The 22287-nt window shown below is 63.1% G+C and carries 21 protein-coding genes, 1 tRNA gene and 1 other RNA gene; 17 read left to right on the top strand and 6 right to left on the bottom strand.

Going from position 1 to position 22287, the window contains the following annotated elements; all coding sequences use genetic code 11:
* Positions 1-72: 72 nt before the first annotated feature.
* From ACRVY7_RS15260 to ssrA, 10 genes are all read left to right on the top strand, one after another.
* Positions 73-462, top strand: a complete 390-nt coding sequence (locus tag ACRVY7_RS15260) for a hypothetical protein (protein ID WP_049698996.1) — start codon at positions 73-75, stop codon at positions 460-462.
* 46 nt (positions 463-508) lie between these two features.
* Positions 509-1624: a peptide chain release factor 2 gene (gene prfB, locus ACRVY7_RS15265; protein WP_064862386.1), complete on the top strand. Its 1116-nt coding sequence runs from the start codon at positions 509-511 to the stop codon at positions 1622-1624.
* The gene (locus ACRVY7_RS15270) at positions 1617-2618 is read left to right on the top strand and encodes a mechanosensitive ion channel family protein (protein WP_152930072.1); all 1002 of its coding nucleotides are present in this window, start codon (positions 1617-1619) and stop codon (positions 2616-2618) included. Before prfB ends, ACRVY7_RS15270 begins: the two co-directional genes overlap by 8 nt.
* Positions 2618-3280, top strand: a complete 663-nt coding sequence (locus ACRVY7_RS15275; RefSeq protein WP_431817664.1) for a hypothetical protein — start codon at positions 2618-2620, stop codon at positions 3278-3280. Before ACRVY7_RS15270 ends, ACRVY7_RS15275 begins: the two co-directional genes overlap by 1 nt.
* A 69-nt stretch (positions 3281-3349) precedes the next feature.
* On the top strand, positions 3350-4036 hold the full coding sequence (gene ftsE, locus ACRVY7_RS15280) for a cell division ATP-binding protein FtsE (RefSeq protein ID WP_049698999.1): 687 nt from the start codon (positions 3350-3352) through the stop codon (positions 4034-4036).
* 110 nt (positions 4037-4146) lie between these two features.
* Positions 4147-5058, top strand: a complete 912-nt coding sequence (gene ftsX, locus ACRVY7_RS15285) for a permease-like cell division protein FtsX (protein WP_064868256.1) — start codon at positions 4147-4149, stop codon at positions 5056-5058.
* Between the two features lie 68 nt (positions 5059-5126).
* Complete coding sequence (smpB, locus tag ACRVY7_RS15290) at positions 5127-5600, top strand: SsrA-binding protein SmpB (protein WP_064868235.1); 474 nt, start codon at positions 5127-5129, stop codon at positions 5598-5600.
* A 35-nt stretch (positions 5601-5635) separates the two neighbouring features.
* Positions 5636-6871 (top strand): glycoside hydrolase family 27 protein, encoded by a 1236-nt coding sequence (locus ACRVY7_RS15295; RefSeq protein ID WP_431817665.1) that lies wholly within the window; start codon positions 5636-5638, stop codon positions 6869-6871.
* Between the two features lie 278 nt (positions 6872-7149).
* Positions 7150-8076, top strand: coding sequence for an alpha/beta hydrolase (locus tag ACRVY7_RS15300; protein WP_431817874.1), 927 nt, complete (start codon positions 7150-7152; stop codon positions 8074-8076).
* A 97-nt stretch (positions 8077-8173) separates the two neighbouring features.
* Positions 8174-8546: a transfer-messenger RNA gene (gene ssrA, locus ACRVY7_RS15305) on the top strand.
* A 15-nt stretch (positions 8547-8561) separates the two neighbouring features.
* Here ssrA and ACRVY7_RS15310 read toward each other — a convergent pair.
* Both ACRVY7_RS15310 and ACRVY7_RS15315 read right to left on the bottom strand, forming a co-directional pair.
* On the bottom strand, positions 8562-9164 hold the full coding sequence (locus ACRVY7_RS15310; protein WP_431817666.1) for a TetR/AcrR family transcriptional regulator: 603 nt from the start codon (positions 9162-9164) through the stop codon (positions 8562-8564).
* Positions 9165-9271: 107 nt separating this feature from the next.
* On the bottom strand, positions 9272-9859 hold the full coding sequence (locus ACRVY7_RS15315; RefSeq protein WP_431817667.1) for an alpha/beta hydrolase: 588 nt from the start codon (positions 9857-9859) through the stop codon (positions 9272-9274).
* Positions 9860-9928: 69 nt separating this feature from the next.
* Here ACRVY7_RS15315 and pgm point away from each other — a divergent pair, with 69 nt between their 5' ends.
* From pgm to ACRVY7_RS15340, 5 genes are all read left to right on the top strand, one after another.
* Entirely contained in the window at positions 9929-11569 is a 1641-nt protein-coding gene (pgm, locus tag ACRVY7_RS15320) for a phosphoglucomutase (alpha-D-glucose-1,6-bisphosphate-dependent) (protein ID WP_049698545.1), read from the top strand.
* 117 nt (positions 11570-11686) lie between these two features.
* Complete coding sequence (locus ACRVY7_RS15325) at positions 11687-12433, top strand: DsbA family protein (protein ID WP_431817668.1); 747 nt, start codon at positions 11687-11689, stop codon at positions 12431-12433.
* Between the two features lie 178 nt (positions 12434-12611).
* Positions 12612-13406 (top strand): YczE/YyaS/YitT family protein, encoded by a 795-nt coding sequence (locus tag ACRVY7_RS15330; protein WP_049698543.1) that lies wholly within the window; start codon positions 12612-12614, stop codon positions 13404-13406.
* A 112-nt stretch (positions 13407-13518) separates the two neighbouring features.
* Complete coding sequence (locus ACRVY7_RS15335) at positions 13519-14109, top strand: DUF1269 domain-containing protein (RefSeq protein WP_431817669.1); 591 nt, start codon at positions 13519-13521, stop codon at positions 14107-14109.
* Between the two features lie 378 nt (positions 14110-14487).
* On the top strand, positions 14488-16311 hold the full coding sequence (locus ACRVY7_RS15340; protein ID WP_431817670.1) for an HNH endonuclease signature motif containing protein: 1824 nt from the start codon (positions 14488-14490) through the stop codon (positions 16309-16311).
* 157 nt (positions 16312-16468) lie between these two features.
* Here the strand turns inward: ACRVY7_RS15340 and ACRVY7_RS15345 are convergent, their stop codons facing one another.
* Positions 16469-17674 (bottom strand): aminotransferase-like domain-containing protein, encoded by a 1206-nt coding sequence (locus tag ACRVY7_RS15345; RefSeq protein WP_431817671.1) that lies wholly within the window; start codon positions 17672-17674, stop codon positions 16469-16471.
* Positions 17675-17898: 224 nt separating this feature from the next.
* Between ACRVY7_RS15345 and ykgO the strand changes: the two genes are divergently transcribed.
* Entirely contained in the window at positions 17899-18021 is a 123-nt protein-coding gene (gene ykgO, locus ACRVY7_RS15350; RefSeq protein ID WP_431817672.1) for a type B 50S ribosomal protein L36, read from the top strand.
* Between the two features lie 531 nt (positions 18022-18552).
* A complete protein-coding gene (locus tag ACRVY7_RS15355; protein ID WP_064869996.1) occupies positions 18553-20322 on the top strand; it encodes an oleate hydratase in 1770 nt (589 codons plus the stop codon).
* A gap of 123 nt (positions 20323-20445) precedes the next feature.
* On the opposite strand, the gene ACRVY7_RS15360 is transcribed toward ACRVY7_RS15355, so the two are convergent.
* The 3 genes from ACRVY7_RS15360 to ACRVY7_RS15370 form a co-directional block, all read right to left on the bottom strand.
* Entirely contained in the window at positions 20446-21279 is an 834-nt protein-coding gene (locus tag ACRVY7_RS15360) for a CPBP family glutamic-type intramembrane protease (protein WP_431817673.1), read from the bottom strand.
* Between the two features lie 99 nt (positions 21280-21378).
* Positions 21379-21451 (bottom strand) — tRNA-Ala (locus tag ACRVY7_RS15365).
* A gap of 310 nt (positions 21452-21761) precedes the next feature.
* A complete protein-coding gene (locus ACRVY7_RS15370; RefSeq protein WP_049698537.1) occupies positions 21762-22100 on the bottom strand; it encodes a histone-like nucleoid-structuring protein Lsr2 in 339 nt (112 codons plus the stop codon).
* Positions 22101-22287: the final 187 nt, after the last annotated feature.

The following is a 22287-nucleotide window of genomic DNA, read 5'->3' on the forward strand; positions in this document are numbered from 1 at the left end:
TGGCTGCCACGATGACCGTCGACGCTGCGTTCGCCGCCCGAAATGCCCGGTCGGGTCGGTAGGGTTGATGCCATGTTGACCGTCATTCTCGTCATATTGCTCGTCGTCGCCGTGATCGCGATGATCATGCGTTTCCGCGGACAGCGGATCGGCGGATTCGGTGGGAACACGGCGGGCTACGCGCAAGGAACGCTGACCGTTACGGGCGTGAGTGATCAGGCCGAACCCGACAGCAAGGGGCAAGCGTTCTGCACCATCTCCGGAACGATCAACGGTCCGGGAACCAACCCGACCGAGGTGTACGGAACGATGATCCTCACCGAGGGCGAACCGTGGCCGCAGATCGGATCCGAGCATGCCGTCGTCTACAAACCGGGGAAGACCGCGACGACGTGGAGTTTCGGCCAATTGCCTCCCATGCAGACCCCCGACGTGCCGCCCTCGGTACCGCCGTCGGCGTGAGGAGTGGGGGCACATCGGCAATCAGCAGTCGGTACCCTGGTAAACCGTGCATCCTGACGTAGCAACCGATCTCGAATCCCTCGACTCGACCCTGACGACCGTCGAGAAAGTCCTCGACGTCGAGGAGTTGCGTCGGCGGATCGACGAGCTCGAGATGCAGGCGTCCGACCCGGATCTGTGGAACGACCAAGACCACGCGCAGAAGGTGACAAGCGAACTCTCGCACGCCCAGGCGGAGCTGCGTCGTGTCACCGAATTGCGGCAGCGACTCGATGACATGCCCGTCCACTACGAACTCGCGGAGTCCGAAGAAGGTGAGGCACGCACGTCGGCGCTTGCCGACGCCGACGCCGAGCGCGAATCCCTGCGCAGCGACATCCAGGCGATGGAAGTCAAGACCATGCTCGCCGGCGAGTACGACTCGCGCGACGCCGTGGTCAACATCAGGTCGGGTGCGGGCGGCGTCGACGCCGCCGATTGGGCGCAGATGTTGATGCGTATGTACGTCCGCTGGGCGGAGAAGCACGGCTACGGCGTCGAGGTCTACGACACCTCATACGCGGAGGAAGCGGGCTTGAAGTCGGCGACGTTCGCGGTCAAGTCGCCCTATATGTACGGCACGCTCTCGGTGGAGCAGGGCACACACCGGTTGGTGCGCATCAGCCCGTTCGACAACCAGGGCCGTCGCCAGACCTCGTTCGCCGAGGTCGAGGTTCTGCCAGTCGTCGAGACCACCGACCACATCGATGTCGACGAAAACGACGTGAAGGTCGACGTCTACCGGTCGTCGGGTCCCGGCGGTCAGTCGGTCAACACCACCGACTCGGCCGTGCGGTTGACCCACATCCCGACCGGCATCGTCGTGACCTGTCAGAACGAGAAGAGCCAGCTGCAGAACAAGGCGTCGGCGATGCGGGTGCTGCAGGCCAAGCTCCTCGCCCGCAAACAGCAGGAGGAGCGCGCAGAGCTCGACGCACTGAAGGGCGACGGCGGATCGAGCTGGGGCAACCAGATGCGTTCCTACGTGCTGCACCCCTATCAGATGGTCAAGGACCTGCGGACCAACGTCGAAAACAACAACCCGACCACGGTTCTCGACGGCGACATCGACGAGTTCATCGAAGCCGGCATCCGCTGGCGGATGGCTGATGCCGATGCGTGAGGTCTTCGCGCAGGCAGGTTCGTCGGTGCTGGCGCGGGCCGACCTCACCACACTCGCGTTCGCACCCGGTGCGACGGAGTCGGTGATCGGACGCTTCTACCGATGGATGGCCACGAACGGCCTCGAAATCGTCATCTGGATCCTCGGCGGCATCCTCGTCGTGCGGTTCATCCGCTGGTCGGCGCAGAAGTTCAACGACCGTATCGAGGCCAAGTTCCACAACAGTGATCTGATTGTGCAGAGCGAGGACTCCAAACACCGCCGCGCGATGATCGACGTGGTGTCGTGGACGCTTGTCGTCGTCGTCGGCATCATCGTGTTCCTGCACATCCTCACGGTGTTCAAGGTGCCGTTGTCAGGCCTGGTCGGCCCGACTGCCGTCGTCGGTGCGGCACTTGGTTTCGGTGCCCAGCGGGTGGTCCAAGACATCCTCGCGGGATTCTTCGTGGTCGCCGAACGGCAGTACGGATACGGCGACGTCGTGGCTCTGACTGTCACCGGCAACGGTGAAGCCGAGGGAACCGTCGAGGACGTGACGTTGCGCATCACCCGTCTTCGTACATCCGAGGGCGAGGTCATCACCGTTCCCAACGGGCAGGTCATCAAGACCACCAACCGCTCGAAGGACTGGGCGAGAGCCGTCGTCGACGTTCCGGTGCCCGCCGACTCCGACATCGGAGTGGTCAACGAGGTTCTCTCCGAGGTTGGCCAGCGCTTCTACAACGATCCGTACTGGCACGACTTGCTTCTCGACGCGCCGTCGCCGCTCGGTGTGACAAACCTCGAGCTCGATTCGATGACGGTCAGGATGGTGACCAGGACTCTGCCCGGCAAACAGTTCGAGGTCAGCCGTGCGCTGCGCGCATGGATTGTGCGCGCACTGGCTCGCCGCGGTATCAACGTCGCCTCGGGTAAAGAGGTGCAGGCGGGGTCAGCGCCGCCGAGCGGTCATTCCGAAGCCGACGCACAAGCATCGTCGGGGGGTGACAAGTGATGGTTCACCGTCACGACGGCCCCGACCACAGCGCGGGTCGATCCGACGACGACGCCGCGAAGGCAGCGGCCGAGGAGGTCGTCGCCAAGATCGAGCAGGCAGAAGCCGCGGCCGACAAGCAGGAAGAGGCCAAAGCCGACGGTGAAGCGAAGGGCAACGGCGACGCGCAAGACAGCGCAGACGCGAAGGGCGACGCCGACACGGAACGAACGGTGACTCCGAGCGCGCCGTCGGACGAAATCGGTGATCCGCACAGGCTGCGCCACCGCCGCGACTGGCACCACATTCCGCACACCCGCATCCGGACCAGCACGGCGATCGTGTCGGTGCTCTTCATCGTGTGCGTCGTGCTCTACGGGTACACCTCGCAGCGGTACGGCATCGTCGACGCTCCGGCGCCCCAGCCAACTCATCAGCGCACGACCGTCGAGACGACTCCGCAGTCGACGTACTCCACGCCTTCGTCATATCCCTCGACCTCGGAGCCGTCGGGCGTGACGGGCGAATCGGGAAATCCGAGCGAACAACCCGGTGAGGGAGGCGCCGCACCGGGCAACCAGAGCGGGCAACCGACCACGACCGGCAGCAACGGCTTCTCGGACTTCTTCGGCAGGAACAACCAGCAGAATCAGCAGGAGACGACAGCAGTCCCGTCGCGCTGACCGAGCGGGTCGGCGCGCGGGTGCGCACCTGAACAGACCTCTCAGGCGTCACCGTTACACTCTGTTGTCGTGATCAAGCTGGAGAACGTGACGATGAAGTACAAGGCATCCAGCCGACCCGCCCTCACCGACCTCGATCTCGAGGTCGACAAGGGCGAATTCGCGTTCCTCATCGGCCCCTCCGGTTCAGGCAAGTCGACGTTCTTTCGGCTGCTGCTCAAAGAGGATCGGCCGACGAAGGGTGAGGTGTACGTCGGCGAATTCCACGTGAACCGCCTTCGCGGACGATCGGTACCCAAGCTGCGTCAGTCCATCGGGTGCGTGTTCCAGGACTTCCGGTTGCTGCAGCAGAAGTCGGTGGCCGACAACGTGGCGTTCGCGCTCGAGGTGATCGGCAAACAGCCGTCGACCATTCGCCGTGTGGTGCCGGAGGTTCTCGAGTACGTGGGTCTCGAGGGCAAGCAGGACCGCATGCCCTATGAGTTGTCGGGCGGCGAGATGCAACGCGTCGCCATCGCGCGGGCGATCGTCAACCGGCCACTTGTCCTGCTCGCCGACGAGCCGACGGGCAACCTCGATCCGGAGACCAGCGAAGAGATCGTCGACGTGCTCGACCGCGTCAACCGGCGCGGAACCACCGTCGTCATGGCGACGCACGACCGCCACATCGTCGACGCGATGCGACGTCGGGTACTCGAGTTCGACAACGGCAGACTCGTCCGCAACGACGCACAAGGCGTGTACGGCATCGGCTGACCGTCGACCCGGGGTGAGTGCGATTACGCGCCACCGACCGCTTCGACGCCCGTCAGTCCGCGTACCACCGAGCCGCGCACCACACAGACCAAAGGACGTGTAGCACCAGCATGCGAGCGAACTTCATCATCAGAGAGGTCCTCAACGGTCTCCGCCGCAACGTCACGATGACGGTCGCGATGATCCTCACCACTGCCATTACTCTCGGCATGCTCGGTGGCGGATTGTTGGTCATCCAGATGGCGAACAAGAGTCAGAAGATCTTCCTCGACCGCGTCGAGATGCAGTTCTACATCAACGACGACGTCAGTGCGGCCGACCCCGACTGCCAACGCGCACCGTGCTCGACGCTGCGCACCAACCTGGAGAACGAGCCGGGCGTCGGTTCGGTGACCTACGTCAGCAAGGCGGACGCCTACAAGGCGGCGAAGGCGGCGTTCGAGCAGAGCGCACCCGAGATCGCCGACATGATCTCGCCCGACGCCAACCCCGCGTCGCTCAAGGTTCGGATGAGCGACGCGAGCCAGTTCGGTGCCGTGCTCGACAAATATGCCGACCGGAAGGATCTGGGCGTCGACGGCGTTCTAGATCAGCGAGAGTTGGTGAAACGCATCTTCAGCGTGCTCGACGGGGTGCGCAACGCGGCGTTCGCGGTGGCCGCGGTCCTTGCGGTGGCGGCGATCCTACTGATCGTCAATACGGTTCAGGTCGCGGCGTTCACCCGGCGGACAGAGGTGTCGATCATGCGGCTTGTCGGTGCGACCCGTTGGTACACGCAGCTACCCTTCCTCTTGGAAGCGGTGGTCTCGGCGTTCATCGGTTCGCTGCTGGCGATAGCCGGTCTGTTCGCGGCGAAGGTGTTCTTCTTCGACAAGGCGCTGAACGACCTCTACGGCGTCAACATCCTGGCCAGGATCACCGCGGGCGACGTGTTGTTCGTGTCGCCGTGGCTGATCCTCGCCGGAATTGTGTTGGCAGGCGCGACGGCGTATGTCACGCTGCGTGTCTATGTTCGTGAGTGATAGCGGGCTGTAGCGAGGAGGCTCGGAGCGAGAGCTGGCCGACGATTAGCGACAGAAAGGGCTGAGTGATGGCGAGGGAGAAGGGGCGCAACGTGATTGCGTCGAATCGGAAGGCTCGCCATAACTACGCCATCCTGGACACCTACGAGGCCGGTGTCGCTTTGGTCGGCACCGAGGTCAAGAGTCTTCGGGAGGGCAAGGCGTCGTTGGTCGACGCATTCGCCACCATCGACGACGGCGAGGTGTGGCTGCGTGGTCTGAACATTGCCGAGTACGGGCGCGGTTCGTGGACGAACCACACGCCGCTGCGTAAGCGCAAGCTCCTCATGCATCGCAGTGAGATCGACAATCTGATCGGCAAGATCCGCGACGGCAACCTCACCTTGGTGCCCCTGTCGCTGTACTTCAACGACGGCAAGGTCAAGGTCGAGCTTGCGCTCGCACGCGGTAAGCAGGCACACGACAAGCGCCACGACATTGCTCGACGCACCGCGCAGCGTGAGGTCGAACGCGAGCTGGGTCGTCGCGTCAAGGGCATGTGACCGCGACGTCGACGTCTCGTGGAGCGCGCTTCCAGGTGGTTGCCGCCGTCGTGGCGGTGATCGCTGTGTTGGCGGCTGTCGCGTGCGCGCCGCAGCAGGAGGGTCGGATCGGCGGTGACGGACCCGCGATCCCCGGGCTTGCGGGGGTTCCGCCGATGGGGTGGAACAGTTGGAACACCTTCGGATGTCGGATCACCGAGCAGATCATCCGTGCGCAGGCCGATGCGCTGGTGTCGTCGGGACTGCGCGATGCCGGTTACAAGTACGTGATCGTCGACGATTGCTGGGCTGCTCCGCAGCGCGACGCCTCCGGCAGGCTGCAGGCAGATCCGGTTCGATTTCCGTCGGGTATGGCCGCTCTTGGGGACTACCTCCATCAGCGTGGCCTGCTTTTCGGCATCTATTCAGGCGCACGGGATAAGACCTGCACCCAGTTCCAGGGCACGTATCCGGGCGCGACGGGCAGCGGTGGCCACGAGGCAATCGACGCCCAGACATTCGCCGGATGGGGCGTCGACTATCTCAAGTACGACTGGTGTTCGTCCGACACTTCTCACGACGATCAGGTCGCTTCGTTCACCGCGATGCGAAATGCGTTGCGCGACACGGACCGTCGAATCGTGTTTGCGATCAATCCCAACAGCGGCGTCGCGGGATCGGTACCCGGTGCCGAATTCGATTGGGGCGGAACGGCAACCACGACGCGTGTGACCAACGACGTCACGCCCGCATGGTCGACCGCGAATGGATCGTCGGGATATCAGGGCATCGTCAACATCGTCGACGCCGCGGGGCCGTTGACCGCGCGAGTGAAGCCGGGGTCGTTCATCGACCCGGACATGCTGGTCGTCGGATCAACTGGGCTTACACCCGCGCAGCAGCGCACGCAGATCTCGATGTGGTCGATGATGGCTGCGCCTCTGATCGCGGGAAACGACCTGACGAACATGTCGCAGCAGACTCTCGACACGTTGCGTAACGCGGCAATCATTGCGATCGACCAGGATTCGCGAGTCGTCGCCGGTGCGATGGTCGACGACGACCCTGAGGTGTGGTCGCGGGCGATCGGCGAGAAGGGGTTGGTCATCTCGCTGACCAACCGCGCCGATCATGCTCGCACGCTGTCGGTGTCGTTGGGAAGCATCGGACTCGTTGGCGATGCGTCGGTGACCGGTGTGGACGCGTGGACCGGGCGCTCTTTCACGGCGCAGCACGGCGAGTTGTCCGTACCTGTCGGCGTGCACGACACGGTGGTCCTCGAGATCCGTTGAGTGTGATCACCTTGCGAGGTGCGGTGTCGTTAACGGCTCGAAGGTGTCTGGGGACGCTCATTTGGGTCGCGATCCGGTGACGACTGACCGTTAGCGGCGCGTCAAGTCTGGAAGGTTGCTGTGAGTGTCGGTAGACATGCCGGGTGATCACGAGGGGACTACCACAAACGGAACATAAGCCACAGGCGTCACAGGCGACGCGAGCATGGCGACCATCGAAGACGCCGAGGCGTCGTCGACGCGGGACGTCGATCGTCGCCACGTTGCTGGCCGTTGTCATGGCGATTGCGGGGGCAGTGCTCACGGGTACCGCGGTTGCGGCTCCCGCTTCGGCGGCGGTGGTGCGGATCGACCGGGTCGACGACCAACTGTCGATCGTCTACGTGTACTCGCCGTCGATGAGCAAGGTGATCCCGAACCAGGTGTTGCGACCGCGAGGCGACGGCTCGGCGCCTGTCTTCTACCTGCTCAACGGACGGTCAGGCGGTGTCGAGGGTGACAGTTGGCTCGAGCAGACCGATTACCGATCGTTCTTTGCTCGCAAGAACGTGACCGTGGTGTCGCCACTGGGTGGGCCGTACTCGTGGTACGCCGACTGGCAGCGGCCGGACCCTGCGCTCGGCGTCAACAAGTGGGAGACCTATCTGCTGCGCGAACTCCCGGCCGCCATCGCAGGTCCCTTGCGGGCGAACGGCCGCAACGCGATCGCAGGTTTGTCGCTCTCCGGAGGTCCCGCGCTCGACATCGCCGGCCGCGGCGGATCGCTCTATCGTGCCGCGGCGTCGTACAGCGGTTGCCCGGCCATCAGTGCGCCGCCCGCGACCGCAGGCGTCTTGGCGACGACCTCGATCGGCGGTGGCAACGCGCTGAATATGTTCGGTCCTCCCGGATCGCCAGCGTGGGTTGATCACGACCCGTCGCGGAATCCGACGCGACTGCGTGGCAAGGCGATCTACCTGGGCGCGGCGTCTGGCCTACCGGGACGCACCGACGGCGCTCCCGTTGGCGCGCCGTCGCTGCTGGCCGGACCTGCCGAGGTGGAGATGGGAACGCGCTGGTGCACCGACCAGATGGCCGCGGCACTGAACGGCGCGGGAGTACCGCACACGTACCGAGTGTTCGACCAGGGTGCGCACACGTGGTCGCTGTTCGCCACCGAGATGCGCGACAGTTGGCGGGTGATCGGACCAGCGCTCGGCGCGTGAGAGGGCGCTTTGAACCGAGCCGCGCAGAAATGGGAATGAACAGCGAGCCGCAGGTTGTTATACTGGAGCTTCCGCCGGTTTCCGGTGGAACCATCTCGGGGCTGATCGGTTTCGACTACGTGCGTCGAGGTGGGGGAAGCGTGTCGGTGCAGGCCAGAGACCACCGTTAAGCGTCGCGGCAACCAATTAAGCGCCGATAAGAATCAGCGCGACTACGCACTCGCTGCCTGACAGCGACTGCGTGTCTGTCGGCCCGGGTTTTGCTCCCTTACCCGGTGCCGGCATCATCTCAGGGAGCTCACCGTCCACTCCGGTCGCGGGAGTGAACGGGACAACTCACAGCGACTGGGATCGTCATCTCGGCTTGTTCGCGTGACCGAGAGATCCGAGTAGAGATATAGCGGACTGCACACGGAGAAGCCCTACCGAAGCGACGGAGGACCCGGGTTCAATTCCCGGCAGCTCCACGAAGGCCTCCCACCTGTTTACGCAGGTGGGAGGCTTTTTTGTGCGGTGCCGTCGCCGTACATGGTGAGCCAGAACGATCGAGCCATGGCTGCGGCGAATGCGTGGTCTTGGGCGTCGTCGGCGAGTTGCATGACGTCGGAGAAGCCTGCCTGCATGCCTACGACGATGAATCGGGCTGTCTGGTCGGGTTCGATGTCGGGGGACACGAGACCTGCTGCCTGTTCGGTGCGGATTCGTTCGGCGATGTCGGCTGTGTAGTTCTGCAGGCCCCGTCGGAAGTTGTCGCCGAAGCGGGTGTCGGTGCTGGTCGTCTCGAGATACGCACGCCAGATCACGCGATAGCGGCGGGCTGAGGCGAGGAGTTCGACGATGACGTCGGTGAGGGCCTCCGGACGTGCCTGCGACGGTTCCTTCCAATAGCGGTCGGCCGTGGCCACGAACTCTGCGAGCAGGGGAGCGGTGAGCTGCAGAATCAGCGCGGTCTTGTCGGGGAACCACTGGTAGAACGTCGACCGCGAGACGTCGGCGACCTCGAGGATGCGTTCGACGGGGATGTCGGCGTAGTGCTCGCCGGTTTCCAGAATTTCCGATGCAGCATCGAGAATTCGACTCTCCGACATCGTTTTCCGCCTACCCGCCCTTGGCATGCGCAACACGGTACCGCGTGGGACAAGCAGGCGATGCCCGGTGCGCAGCGCGCATCGGGTTTCCGCGATGGCCGATGGACTTACGCGCCCTCGGCAAGCGCGCGACCGACGGCGTCGAGTGCCGAACCCTGCCACAGGGAGATGTGATCGAGCATCGCGTGCCGACCCCCGGGCACCGAGACGAACGTGGCGTCGTAACCGTCGTCGCGCAGTTCGGCTATGCCTTCGGCGGTGCGTCGAGCTGAGGTGACTGTGTCGGCGTCGCCGTGGATGGCGCGCACGTGGGCGCTTCGACGGATCCGACGCCAGTCGCGATGCTGCCACCACGGGGCCAGCGCGAGTAGGCCGGTGACCCGTGGGTCGGCGCCGAGGTGCGCCGCGACGCGTCCACCCATCGAGTGTCCGATGAGCACGACGGGAACGTCGGGGTTGTCGCGAGTGATCGAATCGAGCGCTGCCCGCGCATACGGTAGGGGACTCGCCTGGCCGCCGTTCCAGCCGTAGACGCGGTAGCGCACCTGACGTACGTCGACGGCGCTGCCGAACCGCGCGCGGATCGACCACGTGAACGGATACATCCTCAGTGCTGTTCCCTGGGTCGCTCGGAAAGGTCGGTAGCTCTCGTCGGTGCCACCGGGCAGGACGAGCACGTTGAGTCGCGGAGTCATCGACTCCAGCATGCCGCTGACGGAACAAGGGACTGACGGCGGCGCCGGTTTCGGGCACAATCTAGGACTATGGCTTCTCCTCGTGCCGGCACTCCGGCTCAGCCCGAAGACCTCATCGACGTCGACGCTGTCGTCGGCGCCTATTACGACAGGGTGCCCGACCCGGATGATCCCGGGCAGCGCGTCGTCTTCGGTACCTCGGGGCACAGGGGGTCGAGCCTCGACTCGGCATTCAACGAAGCACACATCCTCGCGATCACCCAGGCGATCGTCGAGTACCGTACAGGCGCGGGTATCACCGGCCCGCTGTTCATCGGGTTCGACACGCACGCACTGTCGATTCCCGCGTGGAAGTCCGCACTCGAAGTTCTGGTCGCCAACGGGGTGACCGTCTATACCGCAGAAGACGACACCTACACGCCCACCCCTGCTGTCAGCCGTGCGATCCTCACCTTCAACGCTGCCAATCCCGGTGTCGAGTCCGATGGCATTGTCGTCACCCCGTCGCACAATCCGCCGCGTGACGGTGGCTTCAAGTACGACCCGCCGACCGGCGGACCCGCCGATACGACGATCACGTCATGGGTCGCCAACCGCGCCAACGAGCTGCTTACGGCGAAACTCGATGGGGTCAAACGGATTTCGTTCGAGAAGGCCCGACGCGACGACTTGGTGCACGACTATTCGTTCGTCATGAACTACACCGACGGACTGGGGTCGGTCGTCGACCTCGAGGCGATCCGCAACGCAGGGGTTCACATCGGTGCCGACCCCCTCGGTGGTGCATCGGTCGGCTATTGGGCTGCCATCGGATTCCGCTACAACCTCGACAAGCTCACCGTCGTCAATCCCACTGTGGACCCGACGTTTTCGTTCATGACGCTCGACACCGACGGCCAGATCCGGATGGACTGTTCATCGCCGGACGCGATGGCGTCGCTCATCGATTCGCGTGATTCCTACGACATCGCGACCGGTAACGACACCGACGCCGACCGCCACGGCATCGTCACCCCCGACGGCGGGTTGATGAACCCCAATCACTATCTGGCCGTTGCGATCGACTATCTGTACACGCATCGGTCGAACTGGTCGCCCGATGCCGCGGTCGGGAAGACGCTGGTGAGTTCGAGTCTCATCGACCGGGTCGTCGCCGGTATCGGCAGAAAACTGATCGAGGTGCCGGTCGGATTCAAGTGGTTCGTCGACGGCCTGCTCGATGGCAGTATCGCGTTCGGCGGCGAAGAGAGTGCAGGCGCGTCGTTTCTCATGTTCGACGGCAGTCCGTGGTCGACCGACAAAGACGGCATCATCATGGCGTTGTTGGCGTCGGAGATCTTGGCGGTGACCGGCAAGACGCCGTCGGAGCGCTACCGCGAGCTGGCCGCAGAGTACGGCGAATCCGCTTATGCCAGAACGGATGCGCCTGCCACGCGCGAACAGAAGGCGGTGCTGGCGAACCTTTCCGCTGATCAGATCACCGCCACCGATCTGGCCGGGGATCCGATCACCGCGGTGATGACAAAAGCGCCGGGCAACGACGCGCCGATCGGTGGCGTGAAGGTGACCACCGCGGACGCCTGGTTCGCCGCACGACCGTCGGGTACCGAAGACAAGTACAAGATCTATGCCGAATCGTTCAAGGGTGTCGACCACCTCGCGAAGGTGCAGGAGCAAGCGCAGGAGGTCGTCGACGCCGCACTGTCGTGACTCGTTGGTGCTGTCGTCAATTGCTGGTGCGTTAGGCTCGCCCGTGGTGCCACGCTGCTGATCGGTGTTGCACACCTGCTCCATGGGAGGGCACGGCGACCACACGAAGGATGATCTGTGACTGACAGGCGTAAGCCACCCACATCGACGTCAAAACACCAGCCTCGAGCGACGTCGAGCACCTCGACGTATGTGTTGCTGGGAATCGCCGTTGTGGTGGTGATCGCTCTGGTCGTCGGCGGCGTGCTGTGGAACCGCAACCGGGATCACGGGGGAACAGCCAACGAGCAGGTCCTCAATTCCAATGCCGCGTTGATCATCGGTGCTCCCGACTCGAAGACGACGATTGACGTCTTCGAGGACTTCATGTGCCCCGTGTGCAAGCAGTTCGAGGAGCAGTCGGGTCAGGCGATTGTCAGCGCCGTCGATGCGGGCAGGCTTCGGGTTCGCTACCACATGCTGAACTTCCTCAACCGTCAGTCGGCGTCGGGAAGCTACTCGAGTCGTGCCGCGGGCGCACTGCAATGTGTTGGCGCAGGCGAAAACAAAGAGGTCTTCTTCAAGTTCCACTCCGCGCTGTTCGCAGATCAGCCGAAGGAAGGTGGCGACTCCGACAAGTCGAACGCCGACCTGGCGAAGGTCGCGGCCGAGCAGGGCGCCAACGGGGTGACGCAGAAATGCATCGCCGACGGGGCCAAGGTCGCCGAGGGGGAGAAGGCGGCCGAGGAGTCGGAGAATCAACTGGCCAAGGCCACCGGCGGGCAGGTTGCCACACCGACAGTTCTCTCCGGAGGTGTGCCTGTCGACGGAATTCTCGACGGAACCGGCTGGCTCGACGCCCTGCTCGGCAAGGCGAGTGAATAGTCGGGGTAGCGCCATGCTGCCGCAACCCCGCTGCAACGGTCGCAGATCTCAAACACGTTGCGACGACGCGACGCGAGAGCACAATGGCGCGAAATCGCGCGATTGCTGTCGTTTTGGTGGCACCCTGGGTATCACTTGTTATCAGGGGGGCCTGTGACCGAGGCGGTGACGTTCAGCGATGACCGGACCAGACGACAGTCGGGACAACACGCAGTCTGATCGATCTGACGAGCCGGCGACGGGCGGCTCGGACTCACATAGTTCCGACGCCGCATCGTCGACGACGCCGTCAGACTCAACGCTGCTCGACGGCTACTACGTCCGGCGCATCTTCTGGGCTTTGGTGGGAATCGCGGTCCTCTCTCTGGGGTCTGCGGTGCTGCGCGTCGGCCAGGTGGGCGTCGACCCGTACACCGCCGCGAACATCGGCATCAGCAACACGCTCGGGATCGACCTCGGTACCTACCAGTTGATCAGTAACGCAGTGCTTTTCATTCCGATGCTGCTGTGGGGACGCCAGTACATCGGAATCGGATCGATCATGAACATGATTCTGGTCGGCTACTTCGTCCAGTGGTTCAGCACGTGGCTGGATCCGTACTTTTCCGACAATCCCGCGGCATGGCAGAAGATGATCATGTTTGCCATCGGGATCACCTTCTTCTGTTACGGCGCATCGCTGTATATGACTTCGGCGCTTGGCAATTCGCCCTACGACGCAGTGGCGCCGATCATCGTCGACCACTCGAAAATGCCGTATCGCGCGGTGCGAACATGTCAGGATTTGGTCTTTGTTGTGCTTGCGGTGATCTTCCACGGCACGATCGGTGCAGGCACCGTGGTCACCGCTTTCTTTACCGGACCGCTGATCGAGACCTTCACCGAGAAGGTGAACAAACCGTTGATGCGAAAGGACCTTACGGCCGCCAGTGCGAAAAAATCACGCGTGGTGATGGGACGATCACACTTCTGACGTCAGGCAACCACACCCCACCGTCACCGATTCACGCTACGGTGTAAATGCGGGGCCGACGGTTCCGTCCGTGGGGGGACGAGTCGTACAACTGTGAAATGGAAGGCAGGACATGACCGAATATGTCGTAGCGATCAGTTTTCCGGAGAACTCAACGACCTACGAGGTGTACAACACCATCACCAACTCCGGCTCTTCGGTCGGACTGGTTGCCGCGGCGATCGTGCAGCGTGACGACGCGGGTCATCTGACGATCACAGAGGGTGGCGATGTCGAGTCCGGCGACGCCACGGTTGGCGGGTCTTTGATCGGCATGCTGATCGGCGTGCTCGGTGGCCCACTCGGTGTTCTGCTCGGATTCGGTCTCGGTGCAGCAGGCGGCGCGCTCGTTGATGCCAGCCGCTCCGACGACCTCGACGACGCGATCACGGAGTTCGGCAAGACTGTTCGCCCCGGCGGCAACGCCATCATCGCGCAGACCGACGAGGCCGACACCGCAGCGCTCGACGCCCTGGTGACCAAGTACGAAGGTGCCATCGTGCGTCGCCCGCTCGACGAGGTTCTGGCCGAGCTCGAGGCTCAGCAGGACGCTGCAGAGGCTGCAGCAGAGGCCGCTCGTAAGAAGCTCCACGACGAGAAGAAGGCTGAGAAGAAGGAGAAGCGCGAAGAGCGCGTCGAAAAGCTGAAGGCGAAGTTCTCCTGAGCTGACACTCCTACTGCTTGAGCGAGACCCTTTCGACGACGCGTCGAAGGGGTCTCGTTCTGTTTGTGGCGGGTTTGGGTATTGGCGAATCGTGTTGCGGCAGTAGGGACTTCCTCGGGCGGGCGATGTCGGCGACCTGGTGTGTGCAGATGAGCGATCCGGCGGGAGCCTTAAGCGCATATGGACTTTTCGATCAACTAGTCGGCTGAGTCGGTCACACGAATTATGTTGTCGTACAAGCGGAGTGGGTGCGGATTGCGTCTGGCGCGGGAGTATCCACAGATTCGATCTTGTGTTCGAGATTTCCTCGACGCTGTCGGTATTGTCGGGTAGTGTAGAACACATATTCGACACGACGTGGGGCGGGGGTGGCGGCACGTGAACAGCAAAGATCTTGGGACCGGCGGCGCGCCTTCGGCTTTGGCGACTGCTGCGGTGGGTTCTGCGGATGCGGTGGTGGCGGAGAAACTGTCGCGGCTTGCCGCGGTGCTGGATGAGTTGGCTGCGGTCGATGTGTCGCTGGTATCCGATGCCGCGCTGGTGGAAGCCACCGTGGAGGCCGAACGGCTGGCGTTGCGGACTGCGGGTGCGGTGACGGATCGCTTGATTGTGGAGGCGTCTGACCGGGATCTGCCCCGCGCCCTGGGTTTCCGCGATGTTCGCAATTTCATGGGGCATGGTCTGCACATTGGCGATCCGGCGGCGCGGCATCGGGTGATCGCTGCGACTGGCTCGTTCACCACGATCTGCGGCGACCGACTACCACCCGCATGCCCGACGTTGGCCGGCTATGTGGTCGAGGGCCGCGTCGCGGGCGCGCACGTCCGGGCGGTGCTCGAGGTGCTGGAGGCAATCCCCAGTGAAGTGTCGGCCGAGACAACAGCCGCCGCCGAAGCACAGATGGCCGGCTATGCGGTCCAATTCACGCCCGCCGAAATCACCAATTTGGGTTCACGGTTACTTGCCCATCTGGATCCGGATGGGACGCTGACCACCTCGAAAGACCGCAAACGCCGACGCCGCCTGTGGGTGAACCGGCAGAACGCGCAACTTATGTCGCGGTTGACTGCCGATCTCGATCCGATCGCCCGCGCCCGCCTGGACACGGTGTTGGATGCGTGGGCCAAACCGGGCATGAATAACCCGGATGATCCGGAGTCGCCGGTCGGTCCGATCACCACGGCAAATGCTGAACAAGTCGCGGCCGCGGCTCTACGTGATCAGCGCTCGCCTGCGCAACGCAACCACGACGCCTTCTCCGCACTACTCGGCCAGGTGTTGGAATCCGGCATGCTCGGCAACACTCACCGCGGGTTACCGATCCAGGTCATCGTCACCACCAGCCTGCACGAACTCGAAGCCCAGGCGGGGATCGCACAGACCACGTCCGGCACACTGCTGCCGATCGGCGATGTAATCGACATGGCCGCCTCTACCGGAGCGAGCCAGTATTTGGCGGTGTTCGGTGACCACACCAGCATCCCGCTCTACCTGGGTCGGTCGAAACGGATCGCGTCGCTGGGGCAACGGTTGGCGTCGTTCGCCTCGCCGGGCGGGAAGATGTGTTCGGCACCGGGTTGTAATCAGCCCGCTTCACGGGTGCAGATGCATCACGCCGCGAAAGACTGGGCTGACGGCGGACTCACCGATATCGATCAACTCGTCCCGGCGTGCGATGTGCACAATCGGCGGGTCGGTCCGAAACCCGGCCAGTTCACCACCCGGATGATCACCGACGGCCCCGACACCGGACGGGTTGCGTGGCGATTGAACGCCAAGCCGGGTATGCCGGAGAATCCCGAACGCATCAACCGCATCGCGGACGTCAAAGCCGACTTCCGCGACTACCTCGCGGCCGAACACGCCAGCAACGACGCTGCTGCAGCCGCAGCACGCGCGGCTGGTACCGGGTTCGACACAGACACAACCGTTACCGGGATTGTGTTGCCGCACTTGGTGCCCAACCCGCCCAGCGGGCGGATCGAGCGCGCACTGGCGGGCAGGGTGCCTGTCGGCGATACCCCAACCCTCAGCAGGCGGGTCGACATCCGATGGAACCTCCCCAGGCCACTCGAACTCGACCCCGACCCGCCCACAGACCCCAACCCATCAACGGGCCCGGCCCCACCAGCCAGCCCCATCGCACCCCACGGCGCCGACCCGCCAGACAGCCTCGGCCCACCGTTGGCCGACGCAGCCTAACCGGCTGCGGCGACCATGTCGACACGCTGAACTATCCGGACGCAACGTCGAATCTGGTTGTGCCGCAACCCGTCTACACCCCGCCACCACAGCCGGTGGCGGGGCAGACGCGGTTGAGCAGATCTGGTTGAGGCGACGGATGGAAGCGGGAACGGCCTCAGGACCCAGAGGTAGCGCGAGATTCGCGAAGCTCGGCCGCGTCGTCGATGGCTGTGCGCAGTCGTCGAACTGCTTCGCGAAGTGTGTCGGGTTGCAGGGTCGCGAAGCTGAGTCGTGCACTGTCGGTGAGGTCGGCATCGACGGCGAATGCCGAACCCGGAACGAACGCGACGCCGTAAGACAGTGCGACACTCAGGAGCTTGCTGGTGTCGACTCCCGGCAGTCGCACCCAACAGAACATGCCGCCGCTGGGTGAGGTGTATTCGACCGAATCGCCGAGCTCGTCGTCGAGAGCAGACATCAGGGCGTGTGCGCGGAACGCGTATGCCGAAGCGATCATGTCGATGTGGGCGTCGAACCACGTTGTGTCGGAGAGCAAGTCGGCCACCATGAGTTGGTTGAGCGTCGATCCGCACAGGTCTGCAGACTGTTTCAGTCGTTCCACCAAATCCACCACAGAGGGTGTCGCGTTCAGCCAGCCAACGCGCAGCGCCGGTGCCAGTGTCTTCGACGCAGAGCCCAGTCGAATCGTGCGTTCGCCGGGGATCGGTGTGGGCGAAACCCCGTCGAACGACAAGCGTCCATATGGATCGTCCTCGACGATCCAGAACCCGTAGGTCTCGGCCAAATCAGCCAGACGGTTGCGGGTCGCAGTGCTCGCGGTTGCTCCCGAGGGGTTGTGGAAGTTGCTCACCGTATGCACTATTCGCGGCCGGACGCCGCGTTCGAGGAGCCTCGAAAGTGCTCCGACGTTGGTACCGTCACTCGTGATCGGCAGGGCCACGATCTCGGCGCGGACGCATTGAAACGCTTGTAGGGCACCGACATACACGGGATCGTCGACGACAACGACGTCACCGGGGTCGACCAGAGCCTGAGCGAGCAGCGACAACGCCTGCTGGGAGCCGTGTGTCAGCAGGATTCGGTGTGGGTCGACGCCTTCGACGCTCGCAACCACATCGCGGCAGAGCGATACTCCGCGGCTGGTTGTGTACTGCAGCGCATTTGGGTGGCCGATCATTCGTGTAGCGGCGTCGGCTATGCGGTCGCCCGGGATGAGGTCGGTGGCGGGAAGGCCGCCTGCGAGGCTCAGCACTCCGGGTTGCTCGGTGACCGCGAGGAGGTCGCGAATCGCCGAGCCTCGAACTCCTCGGAGTGCTGCTGACTCGATCGGGACTGTGGGCATTGTCGAGGAATGCGGCATCGCACATCGCTCCTGTTCTCGGGAACTGAACGGGGGAGGTGATGCGGATGGTCACCGGGAAGGCGTGCATCGGGTGGATCGCCTGCCACAAGACTAGCCGAACAGTCTCACTAAGCGATATCGAAATCCCAAATAGTGAAATCCGCATGATCGTCTTCGCGTGGGCTTGGCCACGCGACGGGAGCGTTGATCTAATGAAAACGACTATCGTTTACAATAGCGACATGAAGGTACGCAACTCGGTTCGCTCGCTGAAGAACAAGCCCGGCGCCCAGGTGGTGCGACGTCGCGGGCGCATCTTCGTCATCAACAAGAAGGACCCTCGGCACAAGGGCCGCCAGGGCTGACGGTGGCGGCAGACCGCCGGTGGTTCACTGACATCCCGCCGCGATCGAGACCGCGATGATTGCTGCGTTCCGTCACCGCCATGGGCGTCTGCCCTTCGCCAACGCGCGGCTGTGATGCGCGCAAGGCCGGGGTTCGGGGGCACTCGACGGTCGTCCCGCCGTCGTCCGTGTCGGCGACGAGGTCGGTTCGCATAGGAGTCAGCACCTGCCGGGATCACTTCAGCGACTGACGAAGTGGGACCGAAAAATAGCAGAGAAGAACACTTTTCGCCCCTATCGCTCTTCAGATCACAAAGCTGCCATGGTGAGACGTGGGAATCGAGACGGGATGGCACAGGTTCGTGCCTTTCCGACCGCGGCACTCGGTTTGGGGCTAGCCTGAAAAATGGTCCTGGAAATTGTCGGGATTTCGCAAGAGTGACGACAATGAATGGCATCGATCACAGCTTCTTCGAGAACGTGGGATCGACCGCTCTGCCGCTGAACATGTTGCCGTCACGACCACTGACCAACAGAGAGAAGGCATTCAGAATGCACTACAGTGCCGGCAACTATGAGGCTTTCGCACGACCGCGCAAGCCTGACGGAGTCGAGGACAAGACCGCGTGGTTCGTTGGCGCCGGCCTCGCCTCCCTGTCGGGAGCGGCGTTCCTGATCCGGGATGCGCAAATGTCCGGCGACAAGATCACCATCTTCGAAGAGCTCGATCTGCCTGGTGGCGCGCTGGACGGCATCAAGGAACCCAAGAAGGGGTTCGTCATTCGCGGCGGACGCGAGATGGAGACCCACTTCGAGTGTCTGTGGGATCTGTTTCGCTCGATCCCATCGATCGAGCAGGACGATGCCAGTGTCCTCGACGAGTACTTCTGGCTGAACAACGACGATCCGAACTTCTCGCTGCGGCGTGTCACCATGGAGCAGGGTGTCGACGCAGGCACGGACTTCAAGTTCAAGCTCACCGACAAGGCCCAAAAGGACATTGTTCGCATCTTCCTCGCCACCCGAGAGGAGATGGAGAACAAGCGCATTGAGGACGTCGTCAGTGAGGAGTTCTTGAACAGCAACTTCTGGCTGTACTGGCGCACAATGTTCGCATTCGAGAATTGGCACAGTGCACTGGAGTTCAAGCTCTATTTACATAGGTTCATTCACCACATCAAGGGATTGCCGGACCTCTCGACGCTCAAGTTCACCAAGTACAACCAGTACGAGTCGCTGGTGCTCCCGCTCTACAAATGGCTCCTCGATCACGGCGTCACGTTCCGGTTCTCCACCACCGTGACCGACGTCGACTTCACGATCGATGGCACGCGCAAGCAAGCCACCAAGATTCACTACACCACCAAGGGTGAGGAGGGCAGCGTCGATCTCGGGGAGAACGACCTGGTCTTCATGACCATCGGATCTCTCACCGAGAACTCCGACGAGGGTGACCACCAGACTCCGGCCAAACTGGACCGCGGACCGGCGCCGGCCTGGGATCTGTGGCGGCGCATCGCCGCGAAAGATCCGGCGTTCGGCCACCCGGACGTCTTCGCCGGTGATATCGACAAGACCAAGTGGGAATCGTGCACGGTCACCACGTTGGACAAACGTATCCCCGAGTACATCCACAAGATCTGTGAACGCGACCCATTCAGCGGCAAAGTGGTCACCGGCGGAATCGTCACTGCCCGGGACTCGAGCTGGCTGATGAGTTGGACGGTCAACCGCCAACCGCACTTCAAGCAGCAGCCGTCCGACCAGATCGTCGTGTGGGTGTACGCGCTGTTCTCCGACACCCCGGGCGACTACGTCAAGAAGTCGATTTCCGAGTGCACGGGCGAGGAAATCACGCGCGAGTGGCTCTATCACATGGGTGTGCCGACCAATCAGATCGACGAGTTGGCCGCAACGGCAGCGAAGGCGGTGCCGTGCATGATGCCGTACGTCACGGCGTTCTTCATGCCACGCCAGCACGGCGACCGTCCGTCCGTGGTGCCCGAGGGAGCAGTGAACTTCGCGTTCATCGGTCAGTTCTCCGAGAGTCAGAGCCGAGACTGCATCTTCACCACGGAGTACTCGGTTCGCACGCCGATGGAGGCCGTCTACACGTTGCTCGACATCGAGCGTGGCGTGCCGGAAGTCTATGGATCGACCTACGACGTCCGGGAGTTGCTCAACGCGACTTCACGGCTGCGGGACGGCGAAGAAGTCAAGCTACCTGGCCCGCACCTGCTCCGAGAGAAGTTGTACGGCAAGTTCCAGGAGAACGAAGTCGGCAAGCTGATCTCGGAATACAAGCTGATCGAAAAGCCCTGATCCGCCTGTTGCCCAGCTAGCGCAGAGCCGTACGGAAACCCTCTCCGACGCGACGTCCCGAGCCGCGTCGGAGAGGGTTTTCCGTGGAGCTAAGCGGGGCTCGAGTCATTGGCCCACTGCAACTTACGCAGTGCAGCGCCGGTGAGCGTCGCGTCGTCGTCGCCACAGGTACACCGCGCAGAAGACGCCCTGCACCATGACGATGGCGCTGATCGTGGAGGCGATGATCCCGGCCGATTGATCGGCCGCAGTGAGCAGGTCGAATCCGGCGTGCCAGATCAGCACCGGAATGATGCTCCAGTTCGCGCCCACCGCCATCCACGCCAGCAGATACGACCCGCAGAAAAGAGCAAGCATCCAGCCGACGATGCCCGCCCCCATCTCCATGTAGGTCGGATTGAAGTAGAACGCCGGAAGGTGCCAGGCTATCCAGACCACTGCCACCACGGCCGCCACCCAGAAGATCGACATCCGGCGTGAGAGTGTTGGGAGCAGCCAACCTCGCCATCCGGCTTCCTCTCCGACGCCGAAGGTGAGAATCCACACCGCCATCACGATGGGCCAGGCGAGCCCCGGCAACTTCTCGGTGGCGCCGAACTGGTCGAGATCCGGCCACTCCCCGGTAACGATCGCACTCACCACATAAGCGATCACTCCGTAGGCCACCGGCATCCCGATGGCGACGAGCCACCAGATCGGCCGGAAGTTCACCGCGAACGTTCGCCGTGCCCACTGCCGCACCCCTTGCGTGCCGCCTTCCCACATCGCTGCGGCGACGGCACCACATGCGGGTCCGGCCGATCCGAGGAAGAACGTCCACGGCATGGAGCCGAGACCGTCGGTCCGAGCTGTGATCAGAATCGGTAGCCAGATGAGCCACGTGACGGCGAACGACACGAGCACAAACACGACGACGGCGCCACGCCTGCTCTCGGCGGGAGTCTCGCCATGTGACATATGGGCGATTCAATACCGCGAAGCCCCAGACTGCACACCGAACACGACGACCAATCAGCAAAAAACCCTCTCCGATCAGGTCGGAGAGGGTTTTCTCGGTGGAGCTAAGGGGACTCGAACCCCTGACCCCCACACTGCCAGTGTGGTGCGCTACCAGCTGCGCCATAGCCCCGTATTCGTGAATCTTCGCCCGGCGAAATCCGTCCCAAGCGCAAAGGCGAAACTACACCATGCGCGTATCCGGAACCAAATTCGGTCGTCACCCGTGGATCGCGACATGCGTAGCAGTGAGGCCGTGGCGCTCCCGAACGTCCCGCTCACGTCACGCGCCGGCCGTCCGACGAGCTGGTCATCTGGCTCACCGCCGTCAACGCAAGTAGGGCGTCTACGCAGCCGATGCTGCGTAGACGCCCTACTTGTCAGTGGCGTTACAAGTGTCGATTCAATGCGGTGCGCCAGTTGATATGACGTGCCGCTCGACGTCAGTGTGCTGCTTCGAATGCCTCGAGCACATTCAGCGGGATTCGACCGCGGTCGCTGACCTCGAAGCCGTTCTTGGTTGCCCATGCGCGAATTGCCTGCGTCTGCTCTTTGCTTCTTGCGCCGGCGCCGTTCTGCGCAACCCGCTTGGGGCTGCGCGAGCCGCTTGCGCGAGAAACTGAAATGTATTTCGCCAGGCCATCCCGGAACTGCTGGGCATGCTTCGACGATGTATCGAACTCGTAGCTCTTGCCGTCGAGGCTCCAACGGACGGTTTCGTACTCGTCGAGTACTTTCCCGTCGACGTCATCGATGACCTGGACGATTTCCTTCTTTGCCATTTTCCCCTCCGGGTTGTGCTGTGGACCTACGGGCGCAGCGGATCGATCTTACTGCGACATACTGCTGTTCTTGTGGGCGAGCGGGCTGTACGTTCGGCTCGACTCTGAAGTCATGACTCGTCGAACCCCGATCGTATATACATTCTTTATACACCTTTTGTTTGAATACTTGGAATCAGTAATCGAG

The sequence above is a fragment of the Gordonia jacobaea genome (assembly GCF_965344965.1).
Classification (GTDB): Bacteria; Actinomycetota; Actinomycetes; order Mycobacteriales; family Mycobacteriaceae; genus Gordonia; species Gordonia jacobaea.